The sequence below is a fragment of the Devosia equisanguinis genome, assembly GCF_900631955.1.
GTDB classification, from domain to species: Bacteria; Pseudomonadota; Alphaproteobacteria; order Rhizobiales; family Devosiaceae; genus Devosia; species Devosia equisanguinis.
In genome coordinates, this window is record NZ_UZWD01000023.1 from 175,426 (window position 1) to 194,223 (window position 18,798).

Genomic DNA, 18,798 nt, shown 5'->3' on the forward strand with positions numbered 1-18,798 from the left:
GCCCGCTTACGCCAACCGGAGCCACGGCCATGACCATCGCTTTCGCCGATCCGAAATCACTCGACCACGCAGCGCTCGAAGAAGGCACTGCCTTTGCGCCGCGCTTCGATGCGCATGGCCTGGTGACGGTGGTCACCATCGAAGAGGGCAGCAATGCCGTGCTGATGGTGGCGCATATGAATGCCGAGACGCTGTCGCTCACGCTCGAAACCGGCATCGCCCATTACTGGTCGCGGTCGCGCCAGTCGATCTGGAAGAAGGGCGAGACCTCGGGCGAATTGCAGGAAGTGGTGGAGATGCGCGTCGATTGCGACCAGGATTGCCTGGTCATGGCCGTGCGCCAGACCGGCCGCGGCGCTGCCTGCCACACCGGCCGCAAATCCTGCTTCTATCGCCGCGTCGCGATCAAGGACGGCGCGGCGGTGCTCGAAGACACCGGCATGCCGCGCCTCTTTGATCCGCACGCAGTTTACGGCCACTGACCGGTCAGGGCGCTGGCGCGGGCGGCGGCACCGGCCGCTCGAACAGCCCCACCATCAGCATGCCGGCTATGAAACCGCCCAGATGCGCCTGCCAGGCGATTCCCAGGCTGGTGCCCGTCAGCAATGGCAGGAAGGGAATGGCGGCGTTCAAAATCAGCCATATCAGCGCGAAATAGCGCGACCTTGGATTGGTAAAGACCTCGCCGATGCTCGCCAATTTGCGCCCAAGAATCACCTGCTGGCCGGTTTCGGGATGGCGCGCCACCAGCACCGGCTGGAAGATGAAGCGCGTCGCCGCCCCGGTCAGGCCAGCGACGCCACCGGATGCACCAATGAGATAGACCCCATCGCGCAGCGTGAAGGCGGCAAAGGCTGCCGCACCCGCCGCCGCCGAAACCAGGAATATCACCAGCATCGCCCCTGCCCCATATCGCCGCGCCACCGGGGTGGCGAAGATGGCCAACCAGGCGACATTGATCAGCAGGTGGTCCCAACCGCCGTGAAGGAAGGCGTGTGAAAACGGCGTCCAGATCAGCGGCATGGCGATGCCGATATCCTGTGCCGCCAGCCAGATGCGGGCGGGCTGGAACGCGAACCAGAAAATCAGCTGCTGCTGGCCTTCGGGGTTAAGAACCAGGGTTGATGCGAGGTGAATCGCGACGAGCACGCCGGCAAGCACGGTCACCGCGCCCGGAAGCAGAAAGATTGGCTCGCGCGCTGGAGAGCCCTGATTGGCGGGCCCTTGCCCCTGATCACTCATCGAATAGTCCTGAACCTGAGGTGCTGCGCCACTTTGCGTTAACTTTTCCACATTGGGACAGCCGCGTTAACCTTAACTTTTCTTTAAGCGGGCGTTTGCGTCGGCATTTTGCCATTGTCTCGGACGCGGCGGACGCGCTCCCAGGGGGTGAGCGCCTCCCCTGCTTGGAATGGCGGGTCCAGACGATGCAGATGTCGAGCACCAAGACGCTCTATACCTATTGGAACACGATTCGCGGCTCCCGCAGCGCGCCGGATCGCCGCGACATCGACCCGACCCGCATCCGCGAAGCGCTTGCCAACACCTTTATTCTCGAACTCGACGAGTCCGACCGCTTCTCGTTCCGCCTGGCCGGATCGCATCTGTGCACCAGCTATTGCCGCGAATTGAAGGGTCGCTCCTTCTCGGCGCTCTGGCACGACCGCGACAACGACGCCATGGAGACCCTGCTCCGCGCCGTGACCGAAGATCATGCCGTGGCGCTGGTGACCTTCCAGGGCACCACAGCCCTGCACACCAAGACCAATTTCGAAGCCATTCTCATGCCGCTGCGCCATAATGGCACCACCCATACGCGGGTGCTGGGCGCGATGACGGCACTCGATGAGCCCTATTGGCTCGGGGTGCAGCCGATCCTCGAGCAGCGGATCACCGGTCTGCGCCTGATCTGGCCGGATGAAGTGCCTGCCGAGGAAACCGTGCGCGAGGTCGCCTCCAGCGTCGTCAATGACGTGCACTTCGCCCACAGCGCCCCATCCTTGGCCATGCCGACAACGGTCTATGGCCGCTCAGCACGCCGTTATGCCCACCTGGCGGTCATCGACGGCGGCCGGAACTGATTGAACGCGCGGCATTTTCCGCGTGTTCTGCTGACCACCAACACCATGCGTTAACCAAGATCGCTTAGCCTGCTTGTGGAAAACCCTCGAGGCTGGGACCGGTTGACGCATGCTAAGTGATGACATCTCCTCGCCGGATATCGTGGCCGTTCGCCCTCGTGCGAACGAAGAGCGTTTTCAGCGCGTCAAGGTGTCGATTCTCGGCCGCTACATGCTGGCCGATCGCCGCGAATTCCCCTGCCAGGTGCTGTCCATGTCGCCCGGCGATGCCGTGGTCATCGCCCCGGTCTCGGGGATCAATGGCGAACGCGTCATCGCCTATCTCGATCATATCGGGCGCGTCGAAGGCACCATTATCGGTCAGATCGATGGCGGCTTCGTCATGGATATCGCCGCCTCGCCGCGCAAACGCGACAAGATGGCTGCCCAGCTGACCTGGCTGGCCAATAAGGATTTGCTCAACCTGCCGGAAGACCGCCGGCATGAGCGCGTCGTCCCCGACATCCGCCACTCGACCATCGTGCTCGATGACGGCCGTCGCTACAACTGCAAGATCATCGATATTTCGCTCTCTGGCGCGGCCATCGAGCTCGACGTTCGCCCGGCCATGGGCACGCCGGTGACGCTGGGCCGCATGCGCGCCCGCGTCGTGCGCCATTTCCAGAATGGGGTCGCGGTCGAGTTCGCCGCATCCCAGGAAATGCTGACCGTGGTGCAGCAGAACCTCCGGATGAACTGACGCGCCCAGAGGCAGGCCGGCACTGTGCCGCGACGGGTCGGATTCAGTTGGTTAATGCAACCCTGCAAGCCCCTGTAAAATACCGATAAAATTCGCATAAAAACTGTCTCGCAGTTTTCGGGTCGGGGCAATGGCCCCTCTCTAACGTGGTCTCCATCAGGGAGATCGCGTTATGGCAATCAACAACAAGGGCGTGCTGGCGGGACTTATCGCCGCTTTCGTGGCAATCGCCTGCGCTGCACCGGCTGCAGCACTCGACCTTACCAATGTCGCCTTCATCCAAACCGCGACCGGGACCACCTCGATCCCCGTTGGCCACCTGGAATTCTGCAAGAGCCGCGCCAATGAGTGCCGTCCCAATGACGGTGTGGTCGAGGCCATGCCGCTCAACGAGACCAATTGGCAGCAGCTGGTTTCAGTGAATGCCTATTACAACCAGACGATCCAGCCGGCGACCGACATGGAGCTCTATGGCGTGGAAGAGTTCTGGACCTACCCCACCAGCGGCTACGGCGATTGCGAGGACTACGCGCTGATCAAGCGGCGTGACCTGATCAATGCCGGCTGGCACCCCAGCACGCTGATGGTGGCCGTGGTCCGCCAGACCAATGGCGATGGCCATGCCGTGCTTATTGCCCGCACCGATCGTGGCGACCTGGTGCTCGACAACCAGGATGGTACCATCCGCCTGTGGAGCGACACGCCTTACCAGTTCATCAAGCGCCAGTCGCAGGCCCATGCCGGCCAGTGGGTCGACATGATTGATACCCGCCCGATGGTGATTGCGGCCAGCACCCGCTGAGAGTTTCCGAGCCCCGCCCCAAGCTTTCCCTGATAGGGGTTCGAAGAGCAAGGCCGGTCACGCGCAAGCGGACCGGCCTTGCTGTATTCGGCGCTGGCAAAAGCGCTCAATAGCGGATTGCCACATAGACGCTCATGAACAACAGCCCGGTGATGAAGGCCCAACCAAAGGCGACGAGGGCCGAGAACAATACCGATGCCATCGAGATCGTGCCGTCGTCCTCATGGCGCCAGCCCATCTGCAGCATGATGTAGGGCCCACACACGAAGCTGACCGCCAGATTCCCCAGCGAGCTCACGAAAGTCTGCCCATCGTAACGGAGCATCGCCGGCTGACGCACCAGCCATTGATACAGGTGGGTCGTGGCGCCTGAGATGCACAACCCTACCCCCATGATCAAGGCAGCCAGCAAGAGTTCTCGCGTCATCCGGTGCGTCCCCACGATTTCGGCAAAGCCGATTTAATGCCTTAACTCTTTGTTAAGCATATTGGCTGCCCTATGACCTGTCACCTGCGCGTGGAAAACGTGGTTAACGCTGGCCATGACCAACAGCACTTCATCGGCCGATGCGCCCTATGCGGGTCGCAGCCATGTCGCCTATAACCTTGCGGGCATTGCACTTTTGCTGTTGCTGGCGGCCGTCGGCGCTGCCTATTTAATCGACCGGGCAGCGCGCAATACCCACATCACGGCGCCCGTCATCGACGATTCGAAAAGCCTGACGCAGACCGTCGGTGGCCAGGAATTAACTATTCCAGCCAGCTGGTTCCGCTATGGGGAACAGATGCGCAGCGGCTTTGCCAGCCAGGTCGACCTGGAAGTCCAGCTCAAGCTGCTTGAGAACGGACCTGCCCTGCCGGTGCAGGTCACCCTGTTGCCCAGCAACAAGGCGCGCGCCAGCAGCGTGCTGCTCGACACGGTCTATCTGCATCAATTCGGGGAGGGCACGATCGGCGGCTATGCTGGCCTTGTGGGCAAGCCTCTGCTTGCCAGCGACGGTTATAGTGGCGAGACCGTCTGGTACGACCCGCTTTCGCCGGTGCCCTTCGTGGCCAAATGTGCAATTCCCGTCACTGACCAGGGCGAAGGGCGCTGTCTGCGTACCGTGCATCTGCCGGGAGGCCTCGCGGCCATTTTTACCTTCGACAGGACGGCTCTTGCCGCCTGGAGAGCCTTCGATCCGGAGATGGCGCGCTGGCTAGGCCAGATCGGGGCACTTTAGGCCCGCTCCCTGCGGACGGTTCGGGCAATGACCCGCCAGGGGTCATCGCCAGCAACGTCAGTTGATCTCAGTCGATATCGTCGAGGTCGATGTCCAGGATGGACATCGAGAACATGTAGGACTTGTCGCCGTCTTCGTCGTCGACATGGATCAGCCCGATCGACTCTTCACCAACGAAGACCTCGACCGAGTCGTTCAGCTTGGCGCGCGGACGCACGTCGATGTTGCGATTGTTGAAGGTGCGCTGCAGGAACTTCTGCAGCTTGATGATCTCGGGATGGTTCACGTCCAAATGTCCTGCTGTTGGGGTAAGGCGGCAATCTAGTGACTGCCTCGGCGCTGACAACCCCCGCTCCGGGGCATTTTATCGGGAACAACCCTGCCGCGACCCTTGCAGTGGGATCAGCCGTTCTGATCGTAAACCAGCACCATCTGGTCCATCACCAGCGCCGGCTGCGCACATCCGGCCTCCCCGATGACCTTGGCGGGTACGCCGGCAACGGTGCTGCGCGGAGGCACTTCCTTGAGCACGACCGAGCCGGCGCCGATGCGCGAGCAATCACCGACCTTGATATTGCCCAGCACCTTGGCCCCGGCGCCAATCAGGACGCCATTGCCGATCTTGGGGTGCCGATCTTCGTCGGACTTGCCGGTGCCGCCGAGGGTAACATTCTGCAGCATCGACACATTGTCGCCGATCACGGCAGTCTCGCCGATGACGAGGCCGGTGCCGTGGTCGAGCATGATGCCCTTGCCCATCACCACCGCCGGGTTGATATCCACCTGGAACACCTGGCTCGAGCGGCTTTGCAGATAGAGCGCGAAATCGCCGCGGCCATCGCGATGCATGGCATGGGCAAAGCGGTGGGTCTGGATGGCCTGATAGCCCTTGAAATAGAGGAGCGGCTCAACAGCGCGATGACAGGCCGGATCACGCTCCAGCGTCGCGGCCAGATCGGCGCGTGCAGCCTCGCCGATTTCGGGGTGATCGCGCACGATGTCGGCAAAGGCCTGGCGGATGATGTCCGCCGAAACATCCTCATGATCGAGTCGGGCAGCCAGGCGATGGGCAAGCGCCGCTTCAAAGCTATCGTGATTGAGGATGGAGGCCAGCACCAGATTGGCCAGCGACGGCTCGCGATCCAGAATGTCCTGCGCTCCGGCTCGCACTGCTTCCCAGACGGGATCAACGGACTGGATCTGGGGCGACTTCTTGGCAATGCCGGTCATGGGCCGATCTCCGCATTATCGGGGACAACGGATATATGCCAGATTGTTTCCCGTTTCAAAGGCTACAAGCAGAGATTGGTTCCTCAAACCGCAACAACGGGGAATGTCTTTCCCAGGAATTCCAGGGCTGCCGCCTTGAACGCCCTGTCGCCGGTCGCACGCATGTGATCACGCTTGGGAATAACGAAGGCCTCGCCATGCGGCAGCAGTTCGGCCAGCGGCTGTGGCGGCCCCGCCATTTCGTCCGCCTCACCCACTGCCACCAGAACCGGCACTTCGATCCGCCGAACATCGGCCCGCGCCATGGGCTGGCGTGAGGTTTCCATGCAGGCCGCCAGTGCCTCGCGATCCGACCCGGTATGTTCGGCAAAGATGCGGAACTGTCGCGCCGTCGGATGCGTCAGGTCAGCCAGATTCGGCGCGCGCAGGCCGGCGATGATGTCATTGCCGTCGGTGAGACCATTGATGAGATTCATGCCCATGCCGCCGAAAATCGCGGCGACGACGCGTTCGGGATGGTCATAGGCCAGAAAAGCCGCTATGCGCGCGCCCATTGAGTAGCCGAGTACTGCCGCCCGGGTGATGCCGAGATGATCGAGCAGCGCCAGAGCATCCTCCGCCATCTGCGCGGGATAATAATCCTCAGGGTCGTGCGGCTTGTCGGATTGGCCATGGCCGCGATTGTCGAGGGTGATGGGCTGGTAGCCCGCCACGGTCAGCGTTTCCATCCAGCCGGTGTCGATCCAGTTGACCTTGCCGCTCGAGGCGAAACCGTGGATGCACAGCACCGGCGGGCCGTTCCCGGCGACTTCATAGGCAAGCTCGACATCACCTGATTTGAAACGCGGCATTTGAAGCTCCTTTGGCCCCTTCATACCCATGCGGGCCCACCACGACCAGATTCGATTGCGCGTCGGCCTTTTCTAATTTAAGGCTCACTGAGCTATTAATGAGGTTCGTCATGCGCATCTTCGTTACCGCCCTGATCAGTCTCGTTCTTGCCGGCCAGGCGCTGGGCGCACCCCTGCAGGAGATTGTGGCCAAGCTGGACGGCACTGACTATCTGGTCCGCAGTACCTGCAAGGATTTGGGTACGGACAAGCTCTATCTGGGCGACCCCGAAGACACCGAGTTCCGGGTGTTCATGCTGTTCACCGCCAATTCGGTAAATGCACTCAACATCACCAAGCAATGCGAGGCGACCGGCCAATTGGTTACCCCACTCACGGTGCGCAAGAATCTTGGCGGCACGCTCGACATACGGATTGGCGACGTACCAGAAAACGGCGATGGCGTTGAGGCGCAGTCGCTGGCTGATTTCGCCGCCACCATCAATGCCGAGCTGGCAAAGGCCGACAGCGTGGAAGTGGCAATTGCCAAGGATGAACAACCGCTGCTGCAGCCAATTGGCACGGTCGCTGGCGCCTCCAGCACCACCCTGCTCTTTCTGGACAAGATGCCGCCGCAGGTGGCCCTCGACTATCTCAAGGCCTGCTATCGCACCTGCGATACGGCGACCTTCGCCCTACAGCCGCCGCAGATCGACAAGAGCTATTTTTCCATTCTGATCCGCGCCATCGGCTGGCTCCCGGAAGGTGTGACCGCCCCCTCCGGTTCCGCCGAGCGCAAAATCGGCACCGCAGTCGGTGCGACAAAGAAGAATTAGCTTTCCCTTTTCTTCGCGCCTCGCCTTGGCTATGGTCGCGCCAAATCAAACCCTTATCCAGGTCCGACCATGGCCCACGGCACCACACCGCACTTCCACAACACCCAAGGTCTGCGCAGCATCGAGATTGGGTCCAAGGAATTCCAGTGCATCGGCGCCCTGCCGCCCTTCGACCACCCGCACATCTTCCTGGACATGGGCAAGGGCGACGAGATTGTCTGCCCCTATTGCTCGACCCTTTATATCTATAAGGCCGAACTGGGCGCCGGGCATGCAAATCCCCCGTCGGCCATTTTCGAGGCCCACGCCGCCTGAGTAGTCCCATGCCCGCCACGGGCCGCAATTACATCATTGCCGGTGCCGGCATTTCCGGCATGACGCTGGCTCTGGCCCTTGCCAAGTTCGGCGCAAGCGTTCTCGTCCTGGAACGCAGTCCGGGCGTGCAGGAGTTTGGTGCCGGCCTGCAGATCAGTCCGAATGCCCGGCTGGTGCTGAACCAGCTCGGCCTCAGCGACGCCATCGACCAAGTCAGCCTCGAGCCCACTGCGCTGGATGTTTATCCGCAGGGCAGCTTGGCGCCCGCCGTGAGCATGGAGCTCGGCACATTGATGCGGGAGCGATTCGGCTCGCCCTATGCCGTCATGCATCGCGCCGATCTCGCCGGCCTGCTCTACAAGGCGTGCCGGCGCTTCGCCAATATCGACATCCTGTTCGGCGTACGCGGCTGGACTGTAGACGCCCAGGACCGTGGGGTCACAGTTTCGGTCGAGGAAGCCAGCGGACAGACCCGCACGACTCGCGGCCTGGCTTTTCTTGGCGCCGACGGTGTGCATTCGCAGACGCGCCAGACGCTGCTCGACGGCCCCGCAGCGCGTTTTGGCCGGCGACTGGCCTGGCGGACGCTGGTGCCTGCCGGCGATGTCGCCGACTATCTGGCCATCGATCATGTCTCGGTGTTTTTCGGCAGCGGCTTCCACCTTGTCTGTTATCCGATGCCCCATCGCGGGCAGGTCAACCTGGCACTGTTCATGCCTGGCGATACGCCGGACAAACCCAGCGGACAACCAAGGCCAGCCAGGCCCGGCAAGCGTGCCGGCGCCATCATCGCCGCCGCAGGCAACCGCTGGACGCCCTGGCCCCTGTTCACGGTCGACACGCCCACCTGGCACAAGGGCAATATCGGCCTGCTCGGCGACGCCGCCCATGCCATGGTGCCGTTCCAGGCGCAGGGCGCGGCCATGGGCATCGAGGATGCTGCCGTCCTGGCACGCTTGCTCGCCAATGGCGCCGCCGAAGACGCCAACAGCGCACTGGCCAGCTATGTGACGGAGCGACAGGCGCGAGTGCGCCGCGTGGCTGCCCTCTCGGCCAGCAATGGCCGAATTTTCCACATGAAATGGCCGCTCAGCATGGCCCGTAACCTTGTGATGACATCGCAGGGACCGCGGGGGCATCTGAAACGCCTCGGCTGGATTTATGACTATGACGCCGGGCTGGTGTGAGGCCGGCCCGATCAACTGAAGGGCTTCGCCCTTGCTTCGCGGCGCGCGCCCGTGTCAATTGCGACATGGGCCATCGGCCGGGATAGACAGAAGGGTTTGAACCACCGCATGCCATCTGCGACACGCTCCCGACTGACGCTCACCTGCATTCTCATCACGGTCCTGCTCGACATGATCGGCGTCGGCATCATCGTGCCGGTGCTGCCTGAACTGCTCGAGGATTTGACTGGCGGCAGCGTGGCCGATGCGGCCGTTATCGGCGGCTACCTGGTTTTCGCCTATGCCTTCATGCAGTTCGTGTTCTCTCCCGTGCTCGGCAATCTCTCCGATCGGTTCGGGCGCAGGCCGGTGCTGCTATTGTCTCTGCTGGGACTGACCTTCGACTATCTCATGATGTCGATCGCCCCTTTTGTCTGGTACCTGTTCATCGGCCGCATCATTGCCGGCATTGCCGGCGCGGCATTGGCAACGGCCACGGCCTATATGGCCGACATCACCCCGCCGCATAAGCGCACCCACCGCTTCGGCCTGATCGGCGCCGCCTTCGGCCTGGGCTTCATCATCGGTCCGGTGATCGGTGGCGAATTGGGCGAGTTGGGGCCGCGCGTGCCCTTCTACGCCGCCGCAGCTCTTGCCTTCGCCAATTTTCTGTTCGGCCTGCTCGTCCTCCCCGAAAGTCTGCCCAAGGCGTCGCGCCGCAAGTTCGACATTCGCCGCGCCAACCCGCTGGGCGCGGTCGTGGCGCTGCGGCAATATTCCTCGGTGCTCTGGCTCCTCGCCGTGCTGTTCTTCCTGCAGCTGGCCACGCAGGCGCTGCCGACGATCTTCAGCTATTTCACCGTCGAGGTGTTTAGCTTCTCCTCGTCCAATATCGGGCGCACGCTGGGGGCCTTCGGCATCGGCTTTGCGTTCAGCCAGGCGGTTTTGGCCGGGCCCCTGTCCAAGGGCCTGGGTGAACCGGCGGTCGGCATAATCGGCCTCGCGGCGGCGGCAATCGCCTTTGCCGGCATCGCCTTTTCAGCCGATGTCTACCAGCTCTACCTGTTCATTGCCGTCGGCACGGTCAGCGGCCTGGCCCCACCAGCCATCAATGGCCTGCTCTCTCGTCAGGTGCCCGACAACAGCCAGGGGGAATTGCAGGGCGCGGTGAACGCGGCAAGTTCGCTGGCCACCATTATCGGCCCGCTCGCGGCGACGCAGATCTTTTCATATTATTCCGCCGCCCCGAGCTCGGGCCATTACTTCCCCGGCGCGCCGTTCATAGCCTGCGGAATAGCCGTGGTGATAGCCGTCCTGATCTTTGCCATCGCCTCGTTCCGCTTCGAGCTTGGGCGTCGTCCGAGCGTCGCCGATCACCCGCATGTGCCCGAGATGCCCCCGCCCGGACAGGTCCGCAATGCGCCATTGGAGACTGGGAATGACGACGACAATTCGCGCCGCTACTGACGCCGACTGGCCGGCGATCCTCGCCATGCTCCATCCCGTCTTCGCCGCAGGCGAGACCTATGCCGTGGACCGGGACCTTGATGAAGCCGGCATCCACAGTTTCTGGATGATGCCTGGACATGAAGTGTTCGTTGCCGAAATCGACGGCAAGGTGGTGGGCACCTATTACCTTATGGCCAACCGGCACGGTGGTGGCGCCCGCGTGGCCAATTGCGGTTACGTCACCTCAGAGTCAGCGCGCGGAAAAGGCGTGGCCAGCGCCATGTGCACCCACTCGCTCACCAGAGCTCGTGAACGCGGTTTCCGCGCCATGCAGTTCAATCACGTCGTGTCGACCAATGAAGGCGCTGTAGCGCTGTGGCAGAAACTCGGCTTCACCATTGTCGGCACCCTGCCCGGCGCCTTCGAGCACCCGGTGCATGGTTTCGTGGACGCCTATGTGATGTACCAGACACTGTAGCTGCAGAGCAGCCCGTCACACCTTTCAACGCAGAGGCCCCTGGTCAAAAAATAAAAGGCCGGGACAAGTCCCGGCCTTTTCGCAAGATAGCGCGGCGCGCTTACTTGCCCAAAGTGCTCGGCCAGGTGCCGTGCAGGTCGGTGCCGCGGCCGACGATCTCGAAGCCGTGGGCGCCGAAGAAGTCGCGCTGACCCTGGATCAGATTGGCAGTGCCCTGGGCCTGACGATAGCTGTCGAAATAGCTCAGTGCGGCCGAGAGACAGATCATCGGGAATTCGCCGACGGCGGCAGCGGCCACCACCTTGCGCAGGCTCGGATGGCTGTCCTTCATGATGGTGACGAAGTCGGGCACGACCAGAAGATTGGTGGCTTCGCCCTTGGCATAGGCCGAGCTCATCTGATCGAGGAAGCGTGAGCGGATGATGCAGCCGGCGCGCCAGATCTTCGCAATCGTGGCCAGAGGCAGTGCCCAGCCGTTCTCTTCCGATGCCTTGGCGATGACGGCAAAGCCCTGGGCATAGGAGACGATCTTGCCGGCGAGCAGCGCCTTTTCCAGGTCTTCGAGCGTCACATCGGTCTTGGCGCGGTTCGGCTTGCCATAGACGGCCTCGGCCGCGACGCGTTCATCCTTGCGCGAAGAAATCGAGCGAGCCGCCACGGCGCCTTCGATGGCTGTGGCCGGCACGCCCATCTGCTGGGCGGCGATGGCGGACCACACGCCAGTGCCCTTCTGGCCGGCCTTGTCGAGGATCAGATCGACCAGCGGCTTGCCGCTTTCGGCATCGACCGCATCCAGCACATGGCCGGTGATCTCAATGAGGTAGGAGTTGAGCGGACCCTCGTTCCACTTCTTGAACACGGCGGCGCATTCCTTGGCCGTCATGCCCAGGCCGTCGCGCATCACGCCATAAACTTCGGCGATCATCTGCATGTCGCCATATTCGATGCCGTTGTGGATGGTCTTGACGAAGTGGCCGGCGCCGCCTTCGCCGAGATAGGCGCAGCAGCTCTCGCCATTGAACTTGGCCGCGATGGCGGTCAGCACCGCTTCGGCATTGTGCCACTGCTCCTTGGAGCCGCCGACCATGATCGAGGGGCCGTGACGGGCGCCCTCTTCGCCGCCGGACACACCGACGCCGAGATAGCCGATATTCTTGGGCTTGAGATAGTCGAAGCGGCGCTGCGTGTCGGTGAACAGCGAGTTGCCGCATTCGATGATAGCGTCGCCAGGCTCGAGATGGGGCAGCAACTGCTCGATCATGTCGTCGACCGGCTTGCCGGCCTTGACCATGATGATGATCGAGCGCGGCGCCTTTACCGTCTGGACGAAGTCGGCCAGGTCATATTTCGGAATGGTCTTGCCATCGAGACCCTGCGCCTTGGCCTCGGCGACGAATTCGTCGATACGCCCCGGCGACCGGTTGTGAACGGCGACGGTGTACCCTTTCTCGGCGATGTTGAGGGCAAGATTGGACCCCATCACTGCAAGGCCGATAAGGCCAATATCCGCTGTCGACATCCACAAGTCCTTCCGAATTCGTCATACTATGCACGCAGCGCATAGCGCGCGGCGGCGAAATGACCACAATATGCGCGGATAAGGAAGGGCCGAATGCACACTTTTCGAACACGCCACGCTTCTTGTATGGAAGTTTTTGACAATGCTGGTACCCCTGGCAGCGCTAAACTAATGAACACACACAAAAGAAAGGGCATCTGCCATGGCTCCAAGCAATCCGTTTGACCTCAAGGGCCGTCGTGCCCTGGTCACCGGCTCCAGCCGCGGCCTCGGATTCGCCATGGCCAAGGCCTTGGCCCAGGCAGGCGCGGCGGTCGTGCTCAATGCCCGCGACAGCGTCGCGCTCGGCAATGCCGCAGCCGATCTCGGCGATGGCGGTCACGATGTCAGCGCCGTCGCCTTCGACGTCACCAGTCGCGATAGCGTCAATGAGGCCATTACTCATATCGAAGACGAAATTGGCCCTATCGACATTCTGGTCAACAATGCAGGCATGCAATTCCGCTCGGCCCTCGAGGCCTTCCCGCCCGAAAAGTTCGACCAGATCGTCACCACCAATCTGACCTCGGTGTTCAACGTCGCCCAGCCCGTGGCGCGCCACATGATTGCGCGCGGGCATGGCAAGATCATCAATGTCTGCTCGCTCCTGGCAGAGCTTTCCCGGCCCTCAATCGCGCCCTATGCGGCAACCAAGGGCGCCGTGGCCAATCTGACGCGCGGCATGGCTGTGGACTGGGCCAAGCATGGTCTTAACGTCAACGGCATCGCCCCCGGCTATTTCGCCACCGAGATGAACGAGGCCCTGCTCAAGGACGAAAAATTCAACAGCTGGATCGCCGGCCGCACCCCGATGGGGCGCTGGGGCCAGCCCGAAGAACTGGGCGGCGCCGCCGTCTTCCTGGCCTCCGAGGCCTCACGCTTTGTCAACGGACACATTCTCTATGTCGACGGCGCCTTCACAGCCACAGTTTGAACCGGCTCGCATCATCATCGTGATGGGCGTGTCATCCTCGGGCAAATCCACGATCGGGGCCGCGCTCGGCCGCGCCCTGCACGCGCCGTTCCTCGATGGCGACAAATACCATCCCGAGGCCAATGTCGAAAAAATGCGCAACGGCATTCCGCTGACCGACGAGGACCGCTGGCCCTGGCTGGAAGCGCTCAGCGCCGCCTTGGTCGAGGCGGCGGAAAAGAAGAACGTCGCGGTTGGCGCCTGCTCGGCACTGCGCAAAACCTATCGCGACTTCATCACCGAAAAGGCCGGCGAGCCGGTGCTGTTTGTCTATCTCGACGGCAGCCGCGACGTCATCGGCGAGCGCATGGCCAAGCGCCATCACGAATACATGCCGACCAGCCTGCTCGACAGCCAGTTCGCGACGCTGGAAGTGCCCGATCCGGACACGGAGAATGTCCTGAAAGTGCCGGTGACCGATCCGGTCAATCGTATCGTCACCACGGTCACGGCAGCGCTTCCCCAGCACAAGAGTTTTAAGCGCTGGCAGTAAAATGGCGTAAGCCCCGGCCATAAGCCGGGGCTTGCCGATTATGCCGCTTATTGCGCGGTGTAGGCGCCGTCCACCAGATGGTAGGAGCCGGTGATATTGGACGCAGCGTCGGACAACAGGAACAGGGTCAGTGCCGCAACTTCCTCGGACTTGCCCAGGCGTCCGATCGGATGGAGAGAGGTCAGCCCGTCATAGGCTTCCTTGGGCACGGCCGCCAGGAGCGGCGTATCGATGAAGCCCGGGCCAACAGCGGTAACGCGAATGCCCTTCTTGGCATAATCCAGCGCGGCCGACTTGGTCATGCCGACCACGCCGTGCTTGGCGGCGACATAGGCCGGAGCGTTCGGGAAGGCTACGGAGCCAAGAATGGAGGCCATGTTGACGATAGCGCCGCCACCGATCTTGAGCATTTCGGCGATCTCGTACTTCATCGAGTAGAAGACGGAGTTGAGATTGATGTCGATGACCTTGTGCCAGCCCTCAAAAGTGTAGTCACCGAGGGGAGCGGCATCGCCACCGATACCGGCATTGTTCACCGCCACATCGAGCTTGCCATAGGTGTCGACGGTGAACTTGACCGCCTTCTCCACCTGGTCGATCTGGCCAACATCCACCGCGACCGCAGCCGCTTCGCCACCTGCGGACTTGATGGTCTCAACCAGCTTCTGGGCGGCGTCGAGCTTGAGATCGGCCACCACTACCTTTGCGCCGCGCGCGGCCAGCTGTTTGGCAACCGCTTCGCCGATCCCCGACGCTGCGCCGGTAACAAAGGCAACCTTGCCTGCAAAATCCTTGGTCATGGAAAACTCCTTTGGTTGTCCCTCACATGTGGGCTGTCTGCGCCACCGCTTCCATGATCGAGGTCAAACTTCGGAGCGAACAGGCCGTTCAGGTGACAGCACCAATCCTGTCACGATCCCGTCGCATTCGGCACGCCGGGATTGCGCGACAGGCTAGCATTGGCATAGCGGTCGTCGTGGCTGACTTCAGGCCCGGCCCAGTCCGGCAGGGCCACCGCCTGGTCGGCCGAAACAAGTTCTACTTCGGCCATGACCAAACCCGCATGGGCGCCCTCGAACACATCGACCTCCCAGGTCAGCCCGGCATGCGGCACGATATGGCGACGCTTCTCGACAACATGCGGCCTTGCCATGTCCAGCATGGCCCTGCCCTCGTCCAGCGGCACCTCATATTCAAACTCGGCACGTGAAATGCCTGATGTCGGCCCCTTCAAGGTCAGGAAGGCCCTGGCATCATCGACGATGCGGATGCGCACGGTGGCCTTGGCGCTGGTGGAGAGATAGCCCTGTCGCATGGCCGAACTGCCGATCACCGCCTCGCGCCAGCTATCGCCCAATACCAGGAATTTCCGTTCGATCTCGACGCCCATCGCTCAAAACCCGAATGTCATCTGCCCGGCCGGCGTGCCGACCGACACCCCTTCCAAGGCCAGCATTTTCACCTTCGATGCCGCTCCACCCGGCGCCGAAAACCCGCCCGGCTTGCCATCGCTGGCCAGCACCCGATGGCAGGGAATAACCAGCGGCATCGGATTGGCCCCCATCGCCTGCCCCACGGCACGGGACAGGTTCACATCGCCCAGTTGCCGCGCCAAGTCGCCATAGGTGCGCGTCTCGCCCCAAGGCACGCTGAGCAGGAGATCATAGGCGCGGCGATGGAACTCCGGCGCCCCGCGCAGATCGAGCGTCACCCCCGAAAAATCCACGCGCTCGCCCTCCGCATAGTCCTCGATTCGATCCATCAGGGCCGCAATTTCACGTGTCGGGGACCCCAACCGGGCGCCATTGCGCCCAAGACGCTCGGCCATGATCTCCGGCGCATCACCCGGCAGAAGAACCCGGCAAAGACCCCGATCGGTCCAGCCCAGCCCGAATACACCCAATGCCGTATCGAAGATTGCAGTGCCCATTTTCAGACCATAGGCGCCGCGCCGCAGAGAAACCAGAACCTGATACGGCGCTGCTGACAGCTTCTGTCGCCGTCGGCCGGCACTGAGCGGCGACAACAAAAGGATATCGCCTATGGCCCGCATCGTTGGATACATCGCCGCCAGCCTCGACGGTTACATCGCGGACGCCGATGGAAGCCTCGACTGGCTGTTCAAATACAACGACATGGACCTGGGTGAGCACGACTATCGCAAATTCGTCGCCACGATCCGCACCGTGGTGATGGGCCGCGCGACCTATGACTGGCTGGCCGCGGATGAAAGCCCGTGGGCCTATGGCGCGCTACGATGCTTCGTCGTCACGCGCGGCAGCATCGATAGCCCCAAGGGCGAGCTAGAGACACGCTCCGACATCGATGCCTTGATCGCGGAATTGCGCGCCCTCGATGATGGTGACGTGTGGATGCTTGGCGGCGGGCGCCTGCAGATGGCGTTCATGGAACGCGGTGCGCTCGACGAACTGGAAATCTATGTCATGCCGGAATTGCTTGGGGGTGGAGCACCACTATTCCCTGCGACCGGCTTTCGCACCGCACCAAAACTGCTGTCTGCCAAGGCGCTCGACAAGGGCTGCGTCCGGCTGCACTACCGCTTCACATAGAAAAAGGGCCCCTTGCGGGGCCCTCTTTTCGATCAGTTCTTCAGGGCCTTGCCGGCCTTGTCTTTCAGCTCGCCGGCCTTTTGCTGCAGCTTGCCTTCGGCCTTGTCCATCTTGCCTTCGGCCTGCAGCTTGGTGTTGCCGGTCAGGCCGCCTGCGGCGTCCTTGATCGCACCCTTGACCTGCTTGCCGGCGCCTTTGACTTCGTCCTTATGCATGATGGTCTCCTTTCAAGAAACTCGAACACAACAACGGACGGGTAGCGCCGGTGTTCCCAGGCATTTCGATCACATTGCCGTGCCGAACCGACGCGCTGTCCATCCGGCCGCCTTGTCCTTGATCTGGCCGAACTTCCGGGATGCGGACGTCAGCCGCTGGTCCCAGGCCGGATCGGGGTTCTGTCCCTCAATGGTCTTGAAATAAGCCTGCATCATGCAGGCAATGGCGAAGGGTTCGATGAGCGCCACCTTTACCGCCCAGGCGAAAAGCAGCGCAAAGACGAAACCGCCGGCCGACCAGGCGCCGGGGATGAGATAGACCAAAGCCGCTGCTGGCGCGAGCATGATCAGAAACACCAGGAAAGCCAGCCCATAGGTGATGATCGTCAACCAGGCGGCGTTCTTGAGCATGCCCTGATAGTTCTGCCCATACAGCACCAGCGCCGTCTTGGCCGATTCCCAGGGATTGGTGGAACGGGTCTTGATGGCATAGGCGAGGATCACCTCATCGACGAGGCCTACTGCAATGCGCAGAAAGGCCCGCACGATACCGACGATCTGCTGCAACCCCGGAATAGGCAGGATCGAGGCAATGCCCTGCACGAGACCGGTAATGGCGCCGAGGACACCCTTGACCAGCTGGTCCACGCCGAACAGCACGCTGGCCTCGGCGAAGCGTTCCTTGACCACGCCGCTGGCATAATCGATCTGCGAGCGGCCATCGGGAATGGACTTGCCTTCCAGCAATTCGACCATCACCGCAATATGGCCGGCCTTGACGATGTAGAGAATGTATTCCCGCAGGAAATAGAGCACACCCGCGGTAAGCCCGAAGCCGAAAATGCCGCCCCAGACGGCGCTGCTGGCCTGGAATTCGGCGTCACCAAAGGCACCCACGCCCCAGCCCACGCCCGCACCTGCGCCGGTGGCCACCACATAGGCCACTGCGATACCGAAATAGACCACCATTCGGAACACGACGAATGGCCAGGTGCGGGCCATCAGGCCCAGCCCCCTGCTGATTGAAAAGTCCCACATGCTTGTTGTCCCTCAAGCCCTTGGTCAAAGGGGCCGATGTCTGGTACAGGGCCTCATGCCCGGTCCCATGCCCACCCTCATCGATTACTTTCCGCCGACTGAACCCTACCTGAACATCATCCATGTCGATGATGACATTCTGGTCGTGGACAAGCAAAGCGGACTTCTGAGCGTGCCGGGCAAGGACCCCAGCCTCTGGGACTGCATCGAATACCGCGCCCGCCGGACCTGGCCAACGGCCGGCATGTGTCACCGGCTCGACAAGGATACCTCGGGCGTGCTGGTGCTCGCCCTGAACAAGCGCGCCCATGGGCGCATCGGCAGCCAGTTCGAGCACCGCAAGACTACCAAAAGCTATGTCGCTCGGGTCTCAGGCATCATCGAGAGGGATAGCGGCCTCATCGATTTACCCCTGGCTACGGATTGGGAGAACAAGCCGCGCCAGCGGGTCGATTATGACAATGGCCGTTCGGCGCAGACGCAGTGGGAAGTGGTGGAGCGCGAGGACAAGGCAACGCGCGTCCGCCTGGTGCCGCTGACGGGCCGCACCCATCAGCTGCGAGTTCACATGAAGGCCATCGGCCATGTGATTCTGGGCGATGCATTTTATTCCGAAGGCGAGGACTTTGCCGCTGCCGACCGGCTGCAACTGCACGCCGCCGAGCTCGGGTTCACCCACCCGACCACCGAAGAGTTCATGACCTTCTCGGCGCCCACCCCGTTCTAGGGCTGGCAGAGTCTGTTTCTGCTGGCATGATGATAGCAACGGAGAATGTCTATGCGACCTCTCATTGCCCTTGCC

At 62.2% G+C, this 18,798-nt stretch carries 25 protein-coding genes; 14 read left to right on the forward strand and 11 right to left on the reverse strand.

The annotated features are described in order from the left end of the window. Positions 1-29: 29 nt before the first annotated feature. Positions 30-482: a phosphoribosyl-AMP cyclohydrolase gene (gene hisI / locus DEVEQU_RS08600; protein ID WP_126150170.1), complete on the forward strand. Its 453-nt coding sequence runs from the start codon at positions 30-32 to the stop codon at positions 480-482. Positions 483-486: 4 nt separating this feature from the next. Here hisI and DEVEQU_RS08605 read toward each other — a convergent pair whose 3' ends face one another. Continuing rightward, positions 487-1,242, reverse strand: a complete 756-nt coding sequence (locus tag DEVEQU_RS08605) for a rhomboid family intramembrane serine protease (RefSeq protein WP_126150171.1) — start codon at positions 1,240-1,242, stop codon at positions 487-489. Positions 1,243-1,433: 191 nt separating this feature from the next. Here DEVEQU_RS08605 and DEVEQU_RS08610 point away from each other — a divergent pair, with 191 nt between their 5' ends. The 3 genes from DEVEQU_RS08610 to DEVEQU_RS08620 all read left to right on the forward strand — a co-directional run bounded on the left by DEVEQU_RS08610 (position 1,434) and on the right by DEVEQU_RS08620 (position 3,622). After that, positions 1,434-2,081 (forward strand): PAS domain-containing protein, encoded by a 648-nt coding sequence (locus tag DEVEQU_RS08610; protein ID WP_164550330.1) that lies wholly within the window; start codon positions 1,434-1,436, stop codon positions 2,079-2,081. Positions 2,082-2,190: 109 nt separating this feature from the next. Then, complete coding sequence (locus tag DEVEQU_RS08615; RefSeq protein ID WP_126150173.1) at positions 2,191-2,820, forward strand: PilZ domain-containing protein; 630 nt, start codon at positions 2,191-2,193, stop codon at positions 2,818-2,820. Between the two features lie 172 nt (positions 2,821-2,992). Beyond that, the gene (locus DEVEQU_RS08620; protein WP_126150174.1) at positions 2,993-3,622 is read left to right on the forward strand and encodes a transglutaminase-like cysteine peptidase; all 630 of its coding nucleotides are present in this window, start codon (positions 2,993-2,995) and stop codon (positions 3,620-3,622) included. A 106-nt stretch (positions 3,623-3,728) separates the two neighbouring features. Here DEVEQU_RS08620 and DEVEQU_RS08625 read toward each other — a convergent pair whose 3' ends face one another. Then, positions 3,729-4,049, reverse strand: a complete 321-nt coding sequence (locus DEVEQU_RS08625; protein WP_126150175.1) for a DUF6949 family protein — start codon at positions 4,047-4,049, stop codon at positions 3,729-3,731. Positions 4,050-4,164: 115 nt separating this feature from the next. Between DEVEQU_RS08625 and DEVEQU_RS08630 the strand changes: the two genes are divergently transcribed. Further along, positions 4,165-4,845, forward strand: a complete 681-nt coding sequence (locus DEVEQU_RS08630; protein ID WP_126150176.1) for a hypothetical protein — start codon at positions 4,165-4,167, stop codon at positions 4,843-4,845. Between the two features lie 67 nt (positions 4,846-4,912). On the opposite strand, the gene DEVEQU_RS08635 is transcribed toward DEVEQU_RS08630, so the two are convergent. From DEVEQU_RS08635 to DEVEQU_RS08645, 3 genes are all read right to left on the reverse strand, one after another. Then, a complete protein-coding gene (locus DEVEQU_RS08635; RefSeq protein ID WP_126150177.1) occupies positions 4,913-5,131 on the reverse strand; it encodes a DUF3126 family protein in 219 nt (72 codons plus the stop codon). Between the two features lie 116 nt (positions 5,132-5,247). Further along, complete coding sequence (cysE, locus tag DEVEQU_RS08640; protein ID WP_126150178.1) at positions 5,248-6,075, reverse strand: serine O-acetyltransferase; 828 nt, start codon at positions 6,073-6,075, stop codon at positions 5,248-5,250. Between the two features lie 83 nt (positions 6,076-6,158). After that, entirely contained in the window at positions 6,159-6,926 is a 768-nt protein-coding gene (locus tag DEVEQU_RS08645; RefSeq protein ID WP_126150179.1) for an alpha/beta fold hydrolase, read from the reverse strand. Between the two features lie 110 nt (positions 6,927-7,036). Between DEVEQU_RS08645 and DEVEQU_RS08650 the strand changes: the two genes are divergently transcribed. The 5 genes from DEVEQU_RS08650 to DEVEQU_RS08670 all read left to right on the forward strand — a co-directional run bounded on the left by DEVEQU_RS08650 (position 7,037) and on the right by DEVEQU_RS08670 (position 11,149). Then, positions 7,037-7,741 carry a hypothetical protein gene (locus DEVEQU_RS08650; RefSeq protein ID WP_126150180.1) on the forward strand — a complete coding sequence of 235 codons (705 nt, stop codon included), beginning with the start codon at positions 7,037-7,039 and terminating at the stop codon, positions 7,739-7,741. 69 nt (positions 7,742-7,810) lie between these two features. After that, positions 7,811-8,056 carry a zinc-finger domain-containing protein gene (locus tag DEVEQU_RS08655; protein WP_126150181.1) on the forward strand — a complete coding sequence of 82 codons (246 nt, stop codon included), beginning with the start codon at positions 7,811-7,813 and terminating at the stop codon, positions 8,054-8,056. An 8-nt stretch (positions 8,057-8,064) separates the two neighbouring features. Beyond that, positions 8,065-9,243 carry an FAD-dependent monooxygenase gene (locus tag DEVEQU_RS08660; protein WP_126150182.1) on the forward strand — a complete coding sequence of 393 codons (1,179 nt, stop codon included), beginning with the start codon at positions 8,065-8,067 and terminating at the stop codon, positions 9,241-9,243. A gap of 108 nt (positions 9,244-9,351) precedes the next feature. Then, positions 9,352-10,689 carry an MFS transporter gene (locus DEVEQU_RS08665; protein WP_126150183.1) on the forward strand — a complete coding sequence of 446 codons (1,338 nt, stop codon included), beginning with the start codon at positions 9,352-9,354 and terminating at the stop codon, positions 10,687-10,689. Then, complete coding sequence (locus DEVEQU_RS08670) at positions 10,661-11,149, forward strand: GNAT family N-acetyltransferase (RefSeq protein WP_126150184.1); 489 nt, start codon at positions 10,661-10,663, stop codon at positions 11,147-11,149. The genes DEVEQU_RS08665 and DEVEQU_RS08670 overlap by 29 nt, the downstream gene beginning before the upstream one ends. 100 nt (positions 11,150-11,249) lie before the next feature. On the opposite strand, the gene gndA is transcribed toward DEVEQU_RS08670, so the two are convergent. Next, a complete protein-coding gene (gndA, locus tag DEVEQU_RS08675) occupies positions 11,250-12,668 on the reverse strand; it encodes an NADP-dependent phosphogluconate dehydrogenase (RefSeq protein WP_126150185.1) in 1,419 nt (472 codons plus the stop codon). 202 nt (positions 12,669-12,870) lie between these two features. Here gndA and DEVEQU_RS08680 point away from each other — a divergent pair, with 202 nt between their 5' ends. Both DEVEQU_RS08680 and DEVEQU_RS08685 read left to right on the forward strand, forming a co-directional pair. Then, entirely contained in the window at positions 12,871-13,641 is a 771-nt protein-coding gene (locus DEVEQU_RS08680; protein WP_126150186.1) for a glucose 1-dehydrogenase, read from the forward strand. Beyond that, positions 13,610-14,173 carry a gluconokinase gene (locus tag DEVEQU_RS08685; RefSeq protein ID WP_126150187.1) on the forward strand — a complete coding sequence of 188 codons (564 nt, stop codon included), beginning with the start codon at positions 13,610-13,612 and terminating at the stop codon, positions 14,171-14,173. The genes DEVEQU_RS08680 and DEVEQU_RS08685 overlap by 32 nt, the downstream gene beginning before the upstream one ends. 47 nt (positions 14,174-14,220) lie before the next feature. Here DEVEQU_RS08685 and DEVEQU_RS08690 read toward each other — a convergent pair whose 3' ends face one another. The 3 genes from DEVEQU_RS08690 to DEVEQU_RS08700 form a co-directional block, all read right to left on the reverse strand. Further along, positions 14,221-14,973 carry an SDR family NAD(P)-dependent oxidoreductase gene (locus DEVEQU_RS08690; protein WP_126150188.1) on the reverse strand — a complete coding sequence of 251 codons (753 nt, stop codon included), beginning with the start codon at positions 14,971-14,973 and terminating at the stop codon, positions 14,221-14,223. 110 nt (positions 14,974-15,083) lie between these two features. After that, positions 15,084-15,563: a CYTH domain-containing protein gene (locus DEVEQU_RS08695; protein WP_126150189.1), complete on the reverse strand. Its 480-nt coding sequence runs from the start codon at positions 15,561-15,563 to the stop codon at positions 15,084-15,086. 3 nt (positions 15,564-15,566) lie between these two features. Next, complete coding sequence (locus tag DEVEQU_RS08700; RefSeq protein WP_126150190.1) at positions 15,567-16,103, reverse strand: methylated-DNA--[protein]-cysteine S-methyltransferase; 537 nt, start codon at positions 16,101-16,103, stop codon at positions 15,567-15,569. A gap of 112 nt (positions 16,104-16,215) precedes the next feature. Here DEVEQU_RS08700 and DEVEQU_RS08705 point away from each other — a divergent pair, with 112 nt between their 5' ends. Further along, the gene (locus tag DEVEQU_RS08705; RefSeq protein WP_126150191.1) at positions 16,216-16,743 is read left to right on the forward strand and encodes a dihydrofolate reductase family protein; all 528 of its coding nucleotides are present in this window, start codon (positions 16,216-16,218) and stop codon (positions 16,741-16,743) included. A gap of 32 nt (positions 16,744-16,775) precedes the next feature. On the opposite strand, the gene DEVEQU_RS08710 is transcribed toward DEVEQU_RS08705, so the two are convergent. After that, positions 16,776-16,958, reverse strand: a complete 183-nt coding sequence (locus DEVEQU_RS08710; protein WP_126150192.1) for a CsbD family protein — start codon at positions 16,956-16,958, stop codon at positions 16,776-16,778. A gap of 69 nt (positions 16,959-17,027) precedes the next feature. Then, complete coding sequence (locus tag DEVEQU_RS08715) at positions 17,028-17,996, reverse strand: hypothetical protein (RefSeq protein ID WP_126150193.1); 969 nt, start codon at positions 17,994-17,996, stop codon at positions 17,028-17,030. Between the two features lie 67 nt (positions 17,997-18,063). Here DEVEQU_RS08715 and DEVEQU_RS08720 point away from each other — a divergent pair, with 67 nt between their 5' ends. Then, complete coding sequence (locus tag DEVEQU_RS08720) at positions 18,064-18,723, forward strand: RluA family pseudouridine synthase (protein ID WP_223214153.1); 660 nt, start codon at positions 18,064-18,066, stop codon at positions 18,721-18,723. Positions 18,724-18,798: the final 75 nt, after the last annotated feature.

Coding starts and splice junctions, on each gene's coding strand:
- hisI (WP_126150170.1), top strand. CDS start 30: ATGACCATCGCTTTCGCCGATCCGAAATCACTCGACCACGCAGCGCTC.
- DEVEQU_RS08605 (WP_126150171.1), bottom strand. CDS start 1,242: ATGAGTGATCAGGGGCAAGGGCCCGCCAATCAGGGCTCTCCAGCGCGC.
- DEVEQU_RS08610 (WP_164550330.1), top strand. CDS start 1,434: ATGTCGAGCACCAAGACGCTCTATACCTATTGGAACACGATTCGCGGC.
- DEVEQU_RS08615 (WP_126150173.1), top strand. CDS start 2,191: ATGCTAAGTGATGACATCTCCTCGCCGGATATCGTGGCCGTTCGCCCT.
- DEVEQU_RS08620 (WP_126150174.1), top strand. CDS start 2,993: ATGGCAATCAACAACAAGGGCGTGCTGGCGGGACTTATCGCCGCTTTC.
- DEVEQU_RS08625 (WP_126150175.1), bottom strand. CDS start 4,049: ATGACGCGAGAACTCTTGCTGGCTGCCTTGATCATGGGGGTAGGGTTG.
- DEVEQU_RS08630 (WP_126150176.1), top strand. CDS start 4,165: ATGACCAACAGCACTTCATCGGCCGATGCGCCCTATGCGGGTCGCAGC.
- cysE (WP_126150178.1), bottom strand. CDS start 6,075: ATGACCGGCATTGCCAAGAAGTCGCCCCAGATCCAGTCCGTTGATCCC.
- DEVEQU_RS08645 (WP_126150179.1), bottom strand. CDS start 6,926: ATGCCGCGTTTCAAATCAGGTGATGTCGAGCTTGCCTATGAAGTCGCC.
- DEVEQU_RS08650 (WP_126150180.1), top strand. CDS start 7,037: ATGCGCATCTTCGTTACCGCCCTGATCAGTCTCGTTCTTGCCGGCCAG.
- DEVEQU_RS08655 (WP_126150181.1), top strand. CDS start 7,811: ATGGCCCACGGCACCACACCGCACTTCCACAACACCCAAGGTCTGCGC.
- DEVEQU_RS08660 (WP_126150182.1), top strand. CDS start 8,065: ATGCCCGCCACGGGCCGCAATTACATCATTGCCGGTGCCGGCATTTCC.
- DEVEQU_RS08665 (WP_126150183.1), top strand. CDS start 9,352: ATGCCATCTGCGACACGCTCCCGACTGACGCTCACCTGCATTCTCATC.
- DEVEQU_RS08670 (WP_126150184.1), top strand. CDS start 10,661: ATGACGACGACAATTCGCGCCGCTACTGACGCCGACTGGCCGGCGATC.
- gndA (WP_126150185.1), bottom strand. CDS start 12,668: ATGTCGACAGCGGATATTGGCCTTATCGGCCTTGCAGTGATGGGGTCC.
- DEVEQU_RS08680 (WP_126150186.1), top strand. CDS start 12,871: ATGGCTCCAAGCAATCCGTTTGACCTCAAGGGCCGTCGTGCCCTGGTC.
- DEVEQU_RS08685 (WP_126150187.1), top strand. CDS start 13,610: ATGTCGACGGCGCCTTCACAGCCACAGTTTGAACCGGCTCGCATCATC.
- DEVEQU_RS08690 (WP_126150188.1), bottom strand. CDS start 14,973: ATGACCAAGGATTTTGCAGGCAAGGTTGCCTTTGTTACCGGCGCAGCG.
- DEVEQU_RS08695 (WP_126150189.1), bottom strand. CDS start 15,563: ATGGGCGTCGAGATCGAACGGAAATTCCTGGTATTGGGCGATAGCTGG.
- DEVEQU_RS08700 (WP_126150190.1), bottom strand. CDS start 16,103: ATGGGCACTGCAATCTTCGATACGGCATTGGGTGTATTCGGGCTGGGC.
- DEVEQU_RS08705 (WP_126150191.1), top strand. CDS start 16,216: ATGGCCCGCATCGTTGGATACATCGCCGCCAGCCTCGACGGTTACATC.
- DEVEQU_RS08710 (WP_126150192.1), bottom strand. CDS start 16,958: ATGCATAAGGACGAAGTCAAAGGCGCCGGCAAGCAGGTCAAGGGTGCG.
- DEVEQU_RS08715 (WP_126150193.1), bottom strand. CDS start 17,996: ATGTGGGACTTTTCAATCAGCAGGGGGCTGGGCCTGATGGCCCGCACC.
- DEVEQU_RS08720 (WP_223214153.1), top strand. CDS start 18,064: ATGCCCACCCTCATCGATTACTTTCCGCCGACTGAACCCTACCTGAAC.